The sequence below is a fragment of the Paracoccus aminophilus JCM 7686 genome, from assembly GCF_000444995.1.
Lineage (GTDB): Bacteria > Pseudomonadota > Alphaproteobacteria > Rhodobacterales > Rhodobacteraceae > Paracoccus > Paracoccus aminophilus.
In genome coordinates, this window is the sequence record NC_022049.1 from 302,631 (window position 1) to 316,627 (window position 13,997).

Here is a 13,997-nt window from a genome sequence, read left to right on the forward strand (position 1 = left end):
CCTCAGGCAATGAAGAAATGGCTGAGACCAAGATCGCGCAGGCCCCGACGATAGTTGATCGAGCTGCGGTCGGCGGGGATATGCGCCTCCATCCGGGGATCGAGCGGCAGGTTTTCGGGCTTTTGCTGCTCGACCATCTCGGCATCCTCGGCAAAGACGCGCAGGTTAAACTCATGGACCTCTTCGACCGGGCGGTCGGTGTCGAAATTGCGCGCAATCGGGCAGAAAAGCCGGGTCTGGCGGGCCGAGACCGGCGAGGCCGCATTCAGGATCACCAGCCGCTTTCCTTCCGGGAAATGCACGGTCAGCGTCGCCGAAAACGGCAGATGGCAGTGGAAATGACGCAGCCATTGAAAGCCCTCGGGCGAGGGATCGGGCACGCCATTCGGGTAGTTGCTGATGCTCGACCAATATTCCGCCTCAAAGCCGGTTGCGGTTGGCTTGGTCTCGTAATTCGGCACGACCGGATCGTCGGGATCGGCAAAGGTCGCGGCATGGATGAAGGCGAAATGCGCGACATCGAGAAAGCCCTCAAGCTGGCGCCCGGCAAAACCGGCGATGTCGAAGGCGGGCACGTTGATGAGCTGATAGCCCGCCTCGCCCCAATGCGGCATCGGCGGCACGGCGGTGGTGGTGGTGGCGGTGGTGGCGGTGGTGGCGGTGGCCCCCTCGCCCTCAGCCGGGCGCAGGCAGGTCCAGACCAGCCCATAGGCGAGCTGGACCGGGTAGGATTTCAGATGCAGCTTGGCAGGAATCGCGGTCGCGGGATGGGCGGGCACCTCGATGCATTTGCCGCCCGCGCCGAATTTCAGCCCGTGATAGGGGCAGCGCACGCCCAGACAATCCTTGTTTGCGCCCATGGTCAGCGGCACGCCGCGATGGGTGCAGATATCATTGGCGACCACGACCTCGTCACCCACGCGGTAGACCACCAAGGGCTCGTCCAAAAGCCGCGCGCCGACCAGCCCCTTGGCGTCGAGATCGCGGATCAGCGCGACCGGATACCAATGCCGCGCCAGAATGCGCCAGTCGTCGGGATCAAAGCTGCAATGGCGCGGCAGGTCGCTGTGATCGGGGGAATTCGGGCGCACCTGGACATTCATCTGGGCATCCTCTGCTTGCGTTATGTTTTATTGGATATAACGTTGTCCGCCGAACCCCATCGCGGCAAACAGCAAATTTCGCTGAGGCCATTGCAAAAATTGGAACGCCATGCAGCCCTTCTCGCGGATGCTGACCTATTTCGTCGAAGTGGCCCGGCAGGGCTCGATCCGCAAAGCCTCGGAAAAGCTGAATGTCTCGGCCTCGGCCATCGACCGGCAGGTGCTGTTGGCCGAGGAGATGCTGGGCGTGCGGCTTTTCAACCGCTTGCCGGGCGGGATGCAGCTCACCTCACCGGGAGAGCTGATGCTGCGCGGCGCTTTGGAGTGGCGGCGCGATTTCGCCGCGATTGAGCGCCAGATTGCCGATCTGAGCGGGCTGCGGCGCGGTCATGTCCGTCTGGGCATCATCGGCGCCTTGGCCACTGGCTTCCTGCCGCGCCTGCTCGCGCGGTTGCGTCAGGATTACCCGGGCGTGACGGTCGAGGTCACGGTGCTCGCCAATGACGCGGTCGGGCTTGCGATTGCCGCGGGACAAGTCGAGCTTGGCCTCTGCCTCAACCCCCGCCCCTCGCGCGAGACCGAGATCCATGCCCATCGCGAGATCCCGCTTGGCCTTGCCCTGCCCCCCGGCCATGCTTTCGCGCAAAAGCCGCGCCCGCGCTTTGCCTGGCTCGCCGAATGCGAGGTGATCCGCCCGCAAGAGCCGCTGGAAATCGCCGAATTGTTTGACGCGCTCGAAGCCGCATCCGGGCTCAGCATCACGCCGGTTGCACGCGCCAATGACATCTCGATGATCCGCGCGCTCATTCGCGCGGGCGCGGGCGTCAGCCTGATGAGCCAGCTTGATCTGGCCGAGGACGAAAGCGCGGGGCGCATCGTTTTCGTGCCGCTGGCCGAGCCGCTGCTGCGCCCGACCCGGCTGGCGCTCTGCCACGGCCGCCATGCGCCGCTCTCGACGGCGGCGACGCTGGTTTTGCACGCGATCACCGCCGAGGAAGGATGGCAGTTTTAGGCGAATTTCCACCGGCAAATCGGCCAATTTTCTCTGGTCGGAAAAGGATTCTGCGCAGCAGCGAGAAACCCGCCGCTTTGGGCGTGACCTCACCTTTTTCGGGGTGTAAGAGGACCGCGCCCCAATCCCGCTTCCCGAAAGGAGAGCCTGATGAAATTCCGCTTCCCCATTGTCATCATCGACGAGGATTTCCGTTCGGAAAACTCCTCTGGTTTGGGCATTCGGGCCCTTGCAGATGCCATCGAATCCGAAGGATTCGAGGTGCTGGGCGTGACCAGCTTTGGCGATCTGTCGCAATTCGCCCAGCAGCAATCGCGCGCCAGCGCCTTCGTGCTGTCCATCGACGACGAGGAATTCGGCCCCGGCCCTGAGCTTGGCCCGATCGTCAATGATCTGCGCGCCTTCATCGAGGAAGTGCGCTGGAAAAACGCCGATGTGCCGATCTATCTGCATGGCGAGACCAAGACCGCGCGGCATCTGCCGAATGACATCCTGCGCGAGCTGCATGGCTTTATCCATATGTTCGAGGATACGCCGGAATTCGTCGCCCGCCACATCATCCGCGAGGCGAAAACCTATCTCGAAGGGATCCAGCCGCCCTTCTTCCGCGCGCTTCTCGATTACGCCGAGGACGGCTCTTATTCCTGGCACTGCCCCGGCCATTCCGGCGGCGTCGCCTTCCTGAAATCGCCAATCGGGCAGATGTATCACCAGTTCTACGGTGAAAACATGCTGCGCGCCGATGTCTGCAACGCGGTCGAAGAGCTCGGCCAGCTTCTCGACCACAACGGCGCAATCGGCGCCTCGGAACAGAATGCGGCGCGGATCTTCAACGCCGATCACTGCTTCTTCGTCACGAATGGCACCTCGACCTCGAACAAGATGGTCTGGCACCATACCGTCGCGCCGGGCGATATCGTCGTCGTGGACCGCAACTGCCACAAGTCGATCCTGCACAGCATCATCATGACGGGCGCGGTGCCGGTTTTCCTCAAGCCCACGCGCAACCATTTCGGCATCATCGGCCCGATCCCCTATAGCGAATTCGAGATCGAGACGATCAAGGCGAAAATCGCCGCGAACCCGCTCTTGGCCGGGGTCGATGCCGAGGCGGTGAAGCCGCGCATTATGACGCTGACCCAATCGACCTATGACGGGGTGCTTTACAACACCGAGGCGATCAAGGGCCTGCTGGACGGCTATGTCGAGAACATGCATTTCGACGAGGCTTGGGTGCCGCACGCCGCCTTCCACCCCTTCTATGGCACCTTCCACGCCATGGGCCGCAAGCGCCCGCGCACCCAGAAATCGGTGGTCTATGCGACCCAGTCGATCCACAAGCTGCTGGCCGGGATTTCTCAGGCGAGCCATGTGCTGGTCCAAGATGCGCAGGAAACCAAGCTCGACCGGCATCTCTTCAACGAAGCCTATCTGATGCATATCTCGACCAGCCCGCAATATTCGATCATTGCGAGCTGCGATGTCGCGGCGGCGATGATGGAGCCTCCGGGCGGCACGGCTCTGGTCGAGGAAAGCATTGCCGAGGCGCTCGATTTCCGCCGCGCCATGCGCAAGGTCGATGCCGAATTCGGCGACGACGATTGGTGGTTCCAGGTCTGGGGCCCCGATGAGCTGGAAGACGAGGGCATTGGCCGCACCAAGGATTGGGTGCTGCGTCACACCGATGCCGATGGCGTCCAGCGCGACGGCGAGGACAGCTGGCACGGCTTTGGCGATATGGCGCCGGGCTTCAACATGCTCGACCCGATCAAGGCCACGATCATCACCCCCGGCCTCAATATCGACGGGCGGTTCGAGGAGTGGGGCATCCCGGCCTCGATCGTCACGAAATATCTGGCCGAGCACGGCGTTGTCGTTGAAAAGACGGGGCTTTACAGCTTCTTCGTGCTCTTCACCATCGGCATCACCAAGGGCCGCTGGAACACGCTTCTGACCGCCCTTCAGCAGTTCAAGGACGATTTCGCCCGCAACCAGCCGATGTGGCGGATCATGCCGGAATTCTGCCAGAAGCAGCCGCGCTACAAGCAGATGGGGCTGAAGGATCTCTGCCAGCACGTCCATGCGCTTTATGCGAAATACGACGTGGCCGTGCTTTCGACCGAGATGTATCTGAGCGATCTCACCCCCGCGATGAAGCCGAGCGATGCCTTTGCCCATATCGCGCGCCGCACCACCGTGCGCGTGCCGATCGACGAGCTGGAAGGCCGCATCACCACGAGCCTTGTCACGCCCTATCCGCCGGGCATCCCCCTGCTGATCCCGGGCGAGGTCTTTAACCACAAGATCGTCGAATATCTGCGCTTCAACCGTGAATTCGCCCGCGAGTGCCCGGGGTTCGAGACCGATATCCACGGGCTCGTGCAGGAAACCGCGGATGACGGCACGGTGCATTATTTCGCGGATTGCGTCGCCGAATAAGGCGCGCGGACGCGGCCTCTCCCGCTGTGGCGGGGGAGGCGCTTATGGCCAACTTCGCCGGCTCAGGCGGCGGTTCAGTCTGTGGCTAACGTGATCTGATGGCTGATGACCAGCGGGCCTTCGCGCTCGGTTGCGCCGCGCAGATCATGCAGCTCGAACCCCGGTGCGCCGGGCGCGGGCAGATGTTTCGCGCCCGCGAAAGACAGCCCCAAACCGTGACCAAGCGCGGGCGCGACGCTCGCCTCGACGCCCGCCCAGCTCCGGCGGATGCCGCGATGAGCATGGCCCGCGATCACGCGACAGATGGCCGAGCCCGCCACCAGCCGCGCCAGATCCTCGGCCCCGGCAAAGCCCTGCCGGTCAAGATGGGGCAGCCCGGTCGCGAAGGGCGGATGATGCAGCGCCAGAAGCACCGGCGCATCGCTCTCGGCCAGCACGCGCGCGAGCCAATCGAGGCGCAAAGGATCAACCCCGCCCTTCCCCCCCGCGAGATTGCTATCAAGCGCCACCAGCCGCATCGGGCCAATGCGCTGGGTAAAGCTCAGATGATCCACCGCGAAGGGCGCCCAATCGGCAAAGGCCGCGCGAAAGGCCTCGGGCCGGTCATGGTTGCCGGGCATCGGCCAAAGGGCCACGGGGGCGGCGCGCAAAAGCGCCAGCGCGCGGCTGTAATCGGGCGCGCTGCGGTCGATGACATCGCCGCTCATCAAGATCGCCTCGGGGCGCAGATCGAGCCCCGCGATCACCTCAAACGCGGCGTGAAGCGCGCGGGCCGGATCATGGCAGGGATCGCCCCCATCCGCGCGCAGATGCAGGTCGCTGAGTTGCGCCAGCAGCGTCACAAGAGGCTCCCGCGTCGGCCCATCAGGCTCAGGACGATCAGCGGCAGCGCGGTGGTGATCAGGATGGTAACAAAGGCCATGGCCATGCCCAGCCCGACCGAGCCCTGCTCGAACTGACGCCAGATATAGGTCGAGATGGTCGAGACCCCGACCGGCGCGACCACCACCGAGGCGACCAGCTCGCGCGTGGCCACGGCAAAGACCAGCAGCATCGAGGCAAGCAGGCTCGGCAGGATCAGCGGCAGAAGGATGCGGCGGAAGGCGGTCAGGGGCGAGGCGCCAAAGACCCGCGCGGCGGCTTCCAGATTGTCGCCGATCTGGTGGAAAGCGGCGGTCGAATAGCGCACCGGCTGCGGCAGCAGGATGCAGCAATAAGCCAGCAGCAGGATCAGCACGGTGTTATAGGGCGTGACCGGCAGCCAGGGCTGGTTCCAGGCAAGGATCAGCCCGACCGCGACAACGATGCCCGGCAAGGCATTCGGAAGGATCGTCAGCCCGTCCAGCAGGCCGCGCCCGCGCATCTTGGCCTTGACCACCGCATAGGCCGACAGCGCGCCGAGAATGCCGGTGATCAGCGCCGCCGCAAGGCCAAGGCTGAGGCTCGTGCTCAAGGCGCGCAGCGCGCCGGTGCTGTCGCTTAGGATCGCGGTGAAGTTCGAGAGCCCGAGGTTCGACCAGACCAGCCCGCCCGAGATCGTGCGCGAAAGCGCGGTCGCGAGGATCGCCAAAAGCGGCAGCGCGGTCGCGACAAAGGCCACGGTCGCGAAGAGCGCGATGACCGGCAGGCGCCAGCGGCCAAGCTCGCGCTTGGCGCTTTCCTGCGGCTTGCCGGTCGTGGTCTGGAACGAGCGCCGGGTCAGGATCCAGCGTTGCAGAAGGAAGGCCGCGAATGAGAGCATGACCAGCACCAGCGACAGGATCGCGGCGCCCGGCAGGTCGATCGGCCAGTCCGAGACCCGCAGATCAATCGCCGTGACCAGCACGTCGAAACCGGCGCGGCGGCCCAAAGCGGCGGGCGTGCCATATTCCTCGATCGCCATGGCGAAGACGAGCAGAAGGCTCGCGGCCAGCCCCGGCGTCGAGAGCGGCAGAGTGATGCGCCAAAAGGCGCGCGCCGGTCCCGCGCCAAAGACGCGGGCGACATCGGCGTAACGCGAGCCCACGGTCTCGACCGTGCGCGAGACCGCGAAATAGACCACCGGAAAGGTGTTCAGCGTCATCACGAAGACAATGCCCGGGACCGAGAACAGAAAGGCTGCCAGATCAAAGCCCAGAAGCTGGGCGAGATAGCCCTTGGGTTGCAGCGTCATGATCCAGCCAAGCGTCGCAATATAGGGCGGGATCATGAAGGGGATGAGGAACAAAAGATCCCATAAAAGCGCCCCCGGCACCCGAAAGAGCGCGCGCAGCACCGCCAAAGGCACCGCGATCAGCGCCGACAGGGCCACGACCAAAGCGCCGAGCAGCAGCGTGTTCAGCGCCATGCCGAGAAGGCGCGCATCGCCAAGCGCACCCGAGACCGCCGAGAAAGGCGCGGCCAGCGAGCCGCGCCCCAAAGCGGGAAAAACCGCTTGCAGCAGGATGAAGAGAAACGGCACCGCGACGACAAGGACCAGCCCCCCGGCCGCAAGAATGACAGTGGGGCTCAGCCCTTCAGAGGCGCGCGCGCGGGCCATGTCCGCTCCTTATTTCGCGAAGGTCTTGGCGAAGGTTTCGAGCGTCTCGGCGCGTTTGCCGTAAACGGCTTCGGCGTCGAGCGGCAGGATCTTCAGATCGGCGATCAGCGGGCGGTCGGCTTTGACATCGCTGCGCGCCGGCATCAGGTTTTCGCCCGCGACAATCGCCTGACCCGCGTCCGAGAGGACGTAATCGACGAATTTCTTGGCGTCATCCTGCTGTTTGGACCAGTTCAGGATCATCATCGGACGCGGCGCGATCACCGTGCCCGATTGCGGGAAGATCACCTCGATTGACTCGCCCTTGGCCTTGCCGTTGAGCGAGATGTAATCGACCGCGCCGAAAACGGCGGCCTTGGCGCCTTGCAGCACCGGGTTCAGCGCCTCGGCATTGGCGCCCGCGACGCTCGCGCCATTGGCGGCGAGCTCGTCAAAGAGCCCCCAGCCCTGCGCGCCCGACAAAGCCGCGACCAGCTCGAAGGTCGCGCCCGATTGCGCGGGATCGGGCAGGTTGACGAGATCCTTATATTCGGGCTTGGCGAGATCGGCCCATTCCGCCGGCTTCGGCGTGCCCGAAGCCGGGTTCCAGGCAATCGCCAGCGCGGAAACGCCTTGTGCGACCGCAGTCTCGGTCTTGAGGAAATCCGGCACATTGGCCGCATTCGGGCTGGTATAGGGCACGAGCCAGCCGCGCTTGTCGAAATCGCTCGCGGTGTCCCATGAGGCCGAGATCAGCACATCGACGACCGGATTGGCGGCCTCGGCCTCGATCCGGGCCATGACCTTGCCGGTGGTGGCCTGAAAGGCCTCGACCTTGATGCCGGTTTCCGCGGTGAAGCCCGCCGCCAGCTTGTCGATCAGCGAGGCGGGACCGGCGGTATAGACCGTGACATCGGCCAAAGCCGCGCCAGCCGAGAAGAGGGCGGCGGCGGCAACACCGGCGCGCAGAAGAGAGTTCAGCATGAATAGACCTCAGGCTTTCAGGGGTTCCACCGGCGCGGGAAACCAGCGCAGGCGCTCGGAGAGAAGCTCCAATCCGACGCGCTCCCCGAGGCGCGGCCGGATATTGCTGGACAATTGCAGGCTCTGGGCGGCGGGGCCGTCCAGACGCACGCTAACCGCATAGGCGGTGTCCCGATAATGGATCGCGGTGATTTCGCCGGTGAGACGCGCGGCTTCCGGCGCAGTTTCCGGCGCAGTGACGCGCAGCGCGCGCGGCGTGATCAGAAGATCGGCCGCAGCCGCCTCGGGCGCGCCGGGCAGCGGGCCGAGATCATGGGGGCCAAAGCGCCAACCCGCCGCGTGGCGGGTGAGGCGCAAGACCGCGCCGAGCCGCAGGAATTCGGCGACTTTGGGGCTGTTTGGCTCTTCGACCAGCTGGTCGGGCGCGGCAAGCTGGGCGATCTGGCCCGCAGCCATCACCGCAACGCGGTCGGCCAAGGTCAGCGCCTCGGATTGGTCATGGGTGACATAGATCGCGGTGAGGCCAAGGCCCCGGATCAGCGCGCCAAGCTCTTCGACCATGGTCTCGCGCAGCTCGCGGTCGAGGTTCGACAGGGGTTCGTCAAAGAGCACGATCTTCGGTTCGGCGACAATCGCGCGGGCAATCGCCACGCGCTGCTGCTGCCCGCCCGAGAGCGCCGAGGGGCTGCGCGTGGCCATCGCCGCCAGCCCGACGCGGTCGAGCGCGGCCATGGTGCGGCGCTCGCGCTCGGCCCCGCGCACCCCGGCCATATCGAGCGGAAAGGCGACATTGCCCGCAACGCTCAGATGCGGCCAGAGCGCGTAATCTTGAAAGACCATGCCAAGGCCGCGCTTTTCGGGCGGAAGGAAAAGGCCCGGCCCGGCGACCACCTGCCCGCCAATCGCGACCTCGCCCGAGCTGGGCGACAAAAGCCCCGCGACCAGCCGCAAGAGCGTGGTCTTGCCGCAGCCCGAGGGCCCGAGCAGCGCCAAGGTCTGGCCCGGCGCGAGCGCGAGATCAATGCCGCGCAGGATCTGGGTCTCGCCATAAGACAGGGTCAGCGCGCGCGTCGAGACGGCAGCTTCGGCGCGGTTCGCGGTCGGGTCGGTCATCCCGGAAGGTTGAAAATTCATCATCACGGCCCGGTCTTTAGCCGCGAGCGGTGACGGAAATGCGGCGGTGGCGTGACGGTTTCGTGACGCGGCGAGGCCTCCGCTTTGGTTTAGCGGGCGCGGGCCGGGATCAATTCGGGGTTGTTGGCGCGGTGGGGTGGGTTCGGTGGCGCGATCCGGGGGGATCTGGAAATGCGCGCGCCGCGTAGGCAGATTGCCTGACCACCCCGCAGGGGCGATCCGGCTGATGTCACTCAGGGCCAGTCGTTCTGGGCCAGTCGTTCAGAACTCGCCGCTGAGAACGCGTCGCTCGGGCGCCTCTCTTTCAGGCGCTCATCTTTCAGGCGCGCCAGTCCGGCCTAACCGGCCAATCTGCGCCCGCCAGCCTTCGCCGCTCAGTCCTCACTCCCCGGACGTTTGAACAGATGGGTGTCGGGATGCATGATCTCGGCCTCATAGACCTCGGCCTTCCAGCGATCCGGGCTGACATCCTCGATGGCAACCGAAACCGCGCCTTCGGAATTGCCGAAGATGTCCATGACATTGCGCGTGATCGCTTCGGCCAGCCGCTGCTTTTGTTCAGGGGTTTTGCCGGGATAGGTCTTGACGGTGATATGGGGCATCGGGGTCCTCGCCTGTGGTTGGGGCCAACCTGCCACCGCTTGCCCGCGCTGCCAAGAGCAGAGGGGGCAAGAGCCGAGGGGGCAAGAGCCGAGCGGGGCCAGATGGCCCCGGCCCGCCCTTCCCCGCGCGCCCTCACCCCTCGCCGCGCGGCAGGCGCAAGAGGCGCAAAGCGTTCAGCGTCACCAGCACGGTCGCGCCGGTATCGGCCAGAATCGCGAGCCAGAGCCCGGTCATGCCCAGAACCGAGGTCACCAGAAAGACCGATTTCAGCCCCAAAGCGATGCCGACATTCTGGCGGATATTGCCCATGGTGCGACGCGAGAGCGCAATGAGCTCGGCCGCATCGCCGACCCGGTCGCGCAGGATCGCGGCATCGGCGGTCTCGAGCGCGACATCCGTGCCCGAGCCCATCGCGACGCCCACCGCCGCCTGTTTCAGCGCGGGCGCGTCATTGATGCCGTCGCCGATCATCATCACCGGACCGGCCGCGCTCATCTCGCGGATGGCGGTCAGCTTGTCCTCGGGCATCATCTCGGCGCGGGCTTCGAGCCCCAGCGCGCCCGCAATCGCCTGCGCCGTGCGGGGGTTGTCGCCGGTGAGCATGGTCGCGCGGATCCCCATCTCGCGCAGCCGCGCCATCGCCGGGGCAGCATCGGCGCGCGGCTCGTCGCGCAGGCCGATCAGGCCGATCAGCCGCTCGGGGCGATAGACCGCGACGACGGTCGCGCCCTCGGCCTCGATTGCGGCGGCGGCGGCGCGGTCTGCGGGCGTCAGCACGCCCGCAGCCTCGGCCTCCCGCGGCGAGGCGACATATGCGGGCGCCCCGGCAACCAGCGCGGTCGCCCCCTTGCCGGGCAAGGCGCGCGCGCCGCTGGCGGGCAAAGCCGCGATCCCCGCCGCCTCGGCCCGGCGCAAGATCGCCTGCGCGAGCGGGTGGTTCGAGCCGGTCTCGACCCCGGCGGCGGTGGCGAGCAGCTCGGCCTCGACCTCGGGCGAGAGGCCGCCCCCCGCAGCAACCGGCGCGAGCAGCCGGACGACCTGCGGCTGGCCCTCGGTCAGCGTGCCGGTCTTGTCAAAGGCGATCTGGGTGACGGAGGCCGCCGCCTCGATCACCGCGCCGCCCTTCATCAAGAGCCCGCGCCGCGCCCCCGAGGACAGCGCCGAGGCGATCGAGGCCGGGACCGAGATCACCAGCGCGCAGGGGCAACCGATCAGCAAAAGCGCCAGACCGCGATAGATCCAGACCTGCCAATCGGCGCCAAAGGCCAGCGGCGGCACCACGATCACCAGCGCCGAGAGCAGCACGACGAAGGGCATATACCAGCGGCTGAAGCGGTCGATGAACCGCTCGGTCGGCGCGCGCGCCTCTTCGGCCTCTTCGACCAGACGGATGATGCGCGAAATCGTGTTGTCGCTGGCCGCGCGCGTCACCTTGAGGCGCAGCGCCGCTTCAAGATTGACCGAACCGGCAAAGACCGCCTCGCCCGGCGCCTTGACGCGCGGCACGCTTTCGCCCGAGACCGGGCTTTCGTCGATGCCGCTGACCCCCTCGACGATCTCGCCATCCGCCGGAATGCGCTCGCCGGGGCGGACGAGAACGATCTCGCCCAGATCGAGCGTCTCGGCGGGCACTTCGAGCAGCGTGCCGCCGCGCTCGACCAGCGCGGTTTTCGGCACGAGATCGGCCAGAGCGCGGATCCCGGCGCGGGCCTTGTTCGCCGCGACCCCTTCCAAGAGCTCGCCCACCGCGAAGAGAAAGACCACGAGCGCGGCCTCTTCCGCGGCCCCGATCGCGAGCGCGCCCAAGGCGGCAATCGTCATCAGCGCCTCGATGGTGAAGGGCTGGCCAAAGCGCGTGGCCTCATAGGCGCGGCGCGCGACCGGGGCGACGCCGATCAGGCTGGCGAGCACGAAGGCCCAATGGCCCGCCCCTGCCCCGGCGATCAGCTCGACCGCCCAGGCCAGCGCCAGAAGGGCTGCCGTGAAGAGCACGAGCCGGCCCTTCGGCTTGCGATACCAGGAAAGCTCGGCCGGGCGTGTGGCGAGATTGGGGGCGGCGAGACCCGGCGCGGCCTCTGCTGTGGCGGCATGGTCGTGGCTGTGATCGTGGTCATGCCCGTGCGCATGGTCGTGCCCGTGATCATGGCCCTGCCAGCCCGCCGGGGCGGCATCGGGCAGCACGAAAGCCTTCTTGCGCGGCGCCACCTCGCCCTTGCGGGCAATGCCGAAGCCCAGCTTGCGCACGACCTCTTCAATCACCTCGGGCGCGGTCTGCCCCTTGTCGAGATCGAGGCTCAGTTTCTCGGCCATCAAGGCGATCTGGACCTGCGAGACCCCGGGCATGCGCTCAACCGCCCGCGTGATCTTCACCGTGCACGAGGCACAATCCATCCCGGTGACCGTCCATTCCTGACGCTGGTTTGCCGCTGTCATCTTCCACTCCGTCCGCGCGCGATTCGGCGCACTTGTCTCATCATGGATCTGACGCTACTTGCTCTAGTAACTAGAGCTTCAAGAGGAAAAATCATGCTGCCAATCGGAAAGCTCAGCCGGGCGACCGGGGTCAAAGTGCCGACGATCCGCTATTATGAAGAGATCGGTCTTCTGCCCGAGGCCGAGCGCAGCGCGGGCAATCAGCGCCTTTACGGGCCCAAGGCGCGCGAGCGGCTCAGCTTCATCCGCCATGCCCGCGATCTGGGTTTTCCGCTGGAGGATATTCGCGAGATGCTGGGCATGGCCGATGAGCCGGACCAGAGCTGCGCCGCCGTCGATGCGATTGCGCGCCGCCAATTGCTCGCGGTCAATGCGCGGATCGCGCGGCTGAGCGCGCTGCAATCCGAGCTGGAGCGGATGCTGGCGCAATGCTCACACGGCCAGATTGCCGATTGCCGGATCATCGAGGTGATCGGCGATCATGGGCTTTGCCTAAACGAGCACGGCCCGGAGGGGGTCTGAGGCAGGACCGGGGCTCACGCCCGGAAGATGAAAGGCCCGCCTGCCGCGCGGGATGCGGCAAACGGGTTGGTTGGGCGGTTCAGGGCCTGCCCTTTTAATGGGCCAGCATTTCCGCGCGGATCTGATCGCCGCTCAGCCCGGCCGGGTAATAGGTCGGCCAATGGTCCAGCTCGCCCAGCAGCGCCTGCCGATCATCGCCCCAATAAAGATGGAAATGCCCGGCCTTTTCCGGCGCGATGATATGGTCGCTGAACTGGATAAAGGCCGGTGCCTTGGCGTCTCCCGCGATCTTCTTGAAGATGAAGCGCACGCCGCGATTGCCCTTGGGATAGGTCAGGATCTCGTGGCCGTCTTCGGCATATTGACCGACAAGCTTTTGATCTCCTGAGATGAATTCGACACGGTCGCCAGTGATGGTGATGCGGTCAGTCGCGGTTTTATAGCCCGCCTCGTAATAGGCGCGATACTCGGCGGCGCTCTTGTCGCCATGCTCGGCCTTATGCGCCATGACCGGATCGAGCGTGCCGTTTTCGAGATAGGGATAGACGGATTGCCAATCGCCCGCCCAGTCGCCAAGGCTGCGCGCCTTGACCGCGGCATCCTCGAAATAGCCCTGCGCGACCGTGCCTTTGGTGTCGTGCTGATGGGCGTGGTCGTGGCTGTGGGAATGCGCGTGATCATGGGCGTGAGCCTCGGCTGCGGCCGGTTTGGTCTGGGCGAAAGCCGGGCCGGTCAGAAGCGCCGAGGCCAGCACAAGCGCGCCAAGCCGGGGAAATGAAATTTGCTGCATGAGATGACTGTCCTTGTCCGAATGGCGATGGGGCCGACGTCGGGGGGCGCGGGGCGCTGCCCCTTGCCTTTTCTTCGCGGCTCCATCTAAGTAACGTTACGATATAACATTACACAAAGACAAGCCATGACCTCCCAAGGATTTTGCCCGTTCCGTTTCCGCCGCTCTGGCCGCGCGCGATGACGGCCAGCAATCTTGCCAGCACCCTCAGAAAGCGTCACCAGCCCCGCCCGATGGAGGCCTATGACCGCCTGCCGCCCGCGCTGCGGCGCTGGCTTGCCGAGGCGGCTTTGCCGTGGAGCACCCATTCGGCGCTGCGGATCTGGAACGATCCGCGCCGGGGTGGCGGGATCGACGCGCAAGAGAAATGCCGCCGCCTCGATGCGGTCGAGCGCGCCATGCTGCGCCGCGATGCCGCCCGGATCTGGGGCCGCGATTACCCGCTCGCGCGCGCCGAGGCGCCCTGATCCGCACCCCAAA

The 13,997-nt window shown here is 65.9% G+C and carries 12 protein-coding genes; 4 read left to right on the top strand and 8 right to left on the bottom strand.

Features of this window, described 5'->3' with window-relative positions:
• Positions 1-2: 2 nt before the first annotated feature.
• Positions 3-1,103, bottom strand: coding sequence for a Rieske 2Fe-2S domain-containing protein (locus tag JCM7686_RS19480; protein ID WP_020952437.1), 1,101 nt, complete (start codon positions 1,101-1,103; stop codon positions 3-5).
• Between the two features lie 109 nt (positions 1,104-1,212).
• Between JCM7686_RS19480 and JCM7686_RS19485 the strand changes: the two genes are divergently transcribed.
• Positions 1,213-2,115, top strand: a complete 903-nt coding sequence (locus JCM7686_RS19485; protein ID WP_020952438.1) for a LysR family transcriptional regulator — start codon at positions 1,213-1,215, stop codon at positions 2,113-2,115.
• Between the two features lie 150 nt (positions 2,116-2,265).
• Entirely contained in the window at positions 2,266-4,554 is a 2,289-nt protein-coding gene (locus tag JCM7686_RS19490) for an arginine/lysine/ornithine decarboxylase (protein WP_020952439.1), read from the top strand.
• 74 nt (positions 4,555-4,628) lie between these two features.
• On the opposite strand, the gene JCM7686_RS19495 is transcribed toward JCM7686_RS19490, so the two are convergent.
• The 6 genes from JCM7686_RS19495 to JCM7686_RS19520 form a co-directional block, all read right to left on the bottom strand.
• On the bottom strand, positions 4,629-5,396 hold the full coding sequence (locus JCM7686_RS19495) for a metallophosphoesterase (protein ID WP_020952440.1): 768 nt from the start codon (positions 5,394-5,396) through the stop codon (positions 4,629-4,631).
• Positions 5,393-7,072: an ABC transporter permease gene (locus tag JCM7686_RS19500; RefSeq protein WP_020952441.1), complete on the bottom strand. Its 1,680-nt coding sequence runs from the start codon at positions 7,070-7,072 to the stop codon at positions 5,393-5,395. Before JCM7686_RS19500 ends, JCM7686_RS19495 begins: the two co-directional genes overlap by 4 nt.
• Positions 7,073-7,081: 9 nt before the next feature.
• Positions 7,082-8,035, bottom strand: a complete 954-nt coding sequence (locus JCM7686_RS19505) for an ABC transporter substrate-binding protein (RefSeq protein ID WP_020952442.1) — start codon at positions 8,033-8,035, stop codon at positions 7,082-7,084.
• A 9-nt stretch (positions 8,036-8,044) separates the two neighbouring features.
• Entirely contained in the window at positions 8,045-9,169 is a 1,125-nt protein-coding gene (locus JCM7686_RS19510) for an ABC transporter ATP-binding protein (RefSeq protein ID WP_407946440.1), read from the bottom strand.
• Between the two features lie 374 nt (positions 9,170-9,543).
• Positions 9,544-9,771 carry a tautomerase family protein gene (locus JCM7686_RS19515; protein WP_020952444.1) on the bottom strand — a complete coding sequence of 76 codons (228 nt, stop codon included), beginning with the start codon at positions 9,769-9,771 and terminating at the stop codon, positions 9,544-9,546.
• A 133-nt stretch (positions 9,772-9,904) separates the two neighbouring features.
• Complete coding sequence (locus JCM7686_RS19520) at positions 9,905-12,205, bottom strand: heavy metal translocating P-type ATPase (RefSeq protein ID WP_020952445.1); 2,301 nt, start codon at positions 12,203-12,205, stop codon at positions 9,905-9,907.
• Positions 12,206-12,298: 93 nt separating this feature from the next.
• Between JCM7686_RS19520 and JCM7686_RS19525 the strand changes: the two genes are divergently transcribed.
• Positions 12,299-12,727 (top strand): MerR family transcriptional regulator, encoded by a 429-nt coding sequence (locus JCM7686_RS19525; protein ID WP_041528159.1) that lies wholly within the window; start codon positions 12,299-12,301, stop codon positions 12,725-12,727.
• A gap of 94 nt (positions 12,728-12,821) precedes the next feature.
• Here JCM7686_RS19525 and JCM7686_RS19530 read toward each other — a convergent pair whose 3' ends face one another.
• Positions 12,822-13,517, bottom strand: coding sequence for a metal-binding protein ZinT (locus JCM7686_RS19530; RefSeq protein ID WP_020952446.1), 696 nt, complete (start codon positions 13,515-13,517; stop codon positions 12,822-12,824).
• Positions 13,518-13,696: 179 nt separating this feature from the next.
• On the opposite strand from JCM7686_RS19530, the gene JCM7686_RS19535 reads away from it, so the two are divergent.
• Entirely contained in the window at positions 13,697-13,984 is a 288-nt protein-coding gene (locus tag JCM7686_RS19535) for a DUF6525 family protein (RefSeq protein ID WP_020952447.1), read from the top strand.
• The last annotated feature ends 13 nt before the right edge of the window (positions 13,985-13,997 follow it).

What these genes read in the sequence shown, in the direction of transcription:
- JCM7686_RS19500 (WP_020952441.1), bottom strand. Translation starts at nt 7,072, where the DNA reads ATGGCCCGCGCGCGCGCCTCTGAAGGGCTGAGCCCCACTGTCATTCTT.
- JCM7686_RS19525 (WP_041528159.1), top strand. Translation starts at nt 12,299, where the DNA reads ATGCTGCCAATCGGAAAGCTCAGCCGGGCGACCGGGGTCAAAGTGCCG.
- JCM7686_RS19520 (WP_020952445.1), bottom strand. Translation starts at nt 12,205, where the DNA reads ATGACAGCGGCAAACCAGCGTCAGGAATGGACGGTCACCGGGATGGAT.
- JCM7686_RS19480 (WP_020952437.1), bottom strand. Translation starts at nt 1,103, where the DNA reads ATGAATGTCCAGGTGCGCCCGAATTCCCCCGATCACAGCGACCTGCCG.
- JCM7686_RS19530 (WP_020952446.1), bottom strand. Translation starts at nt 13,517, where the DNA reads ATGCAGCAAATTTCATTTCCCCGGCTTGGCGCGCTTGTGCTGGCCTCG.
- JCM7686_RS19505 (WP_020952442.1), bottom strand. Translation starts at nt 8,035, where the DNA reads ATGCTGAACTCTCTTCTGCGCGCCGGTGTTGCCGCCGCCGCCCTCTTC.
- JCM7686_RS19510 (WP_407946440.1), bottom strand. Translation starts at nt 9,169, where the DNA reads ATGAATTTTCAACCTTCCGGGATGACCGACCCGACCGCGAACCGCGCC.
- JCM7686_RS19485 (WP_020952438.1), top strand. Translation starts at nt 1,213, where the DNA reads ATGCAGCCCTTCTCGCGGATGCTGACCTATTTCGTCGAAGTGGCCCGG.
- JCM7686_RS19515 (WP_020952444.1), bottom strand. Translation starts at nt 9,771, where the DNA reads ATGCCCCATATCACCGTCAAGACCTATCCCGGCAAAACCCCTGAACAA.
- JCM7686_RS19490 (WP_020952439.1), top strand. Translation starts at nt 2,266, where the DNA reads ATGAAATTCCGCTTCCCCATTGTCATCATCGACGAGGATTTCCGTTCG.
- JCM7686_RS19535 (WP_020952447.1), top strand. Translation starts at nt 13,697, where the DNA reads ATGACGGCCAGCAATCTTGCCAGCACCCTCAGAAAGCGTCACCAGCCC.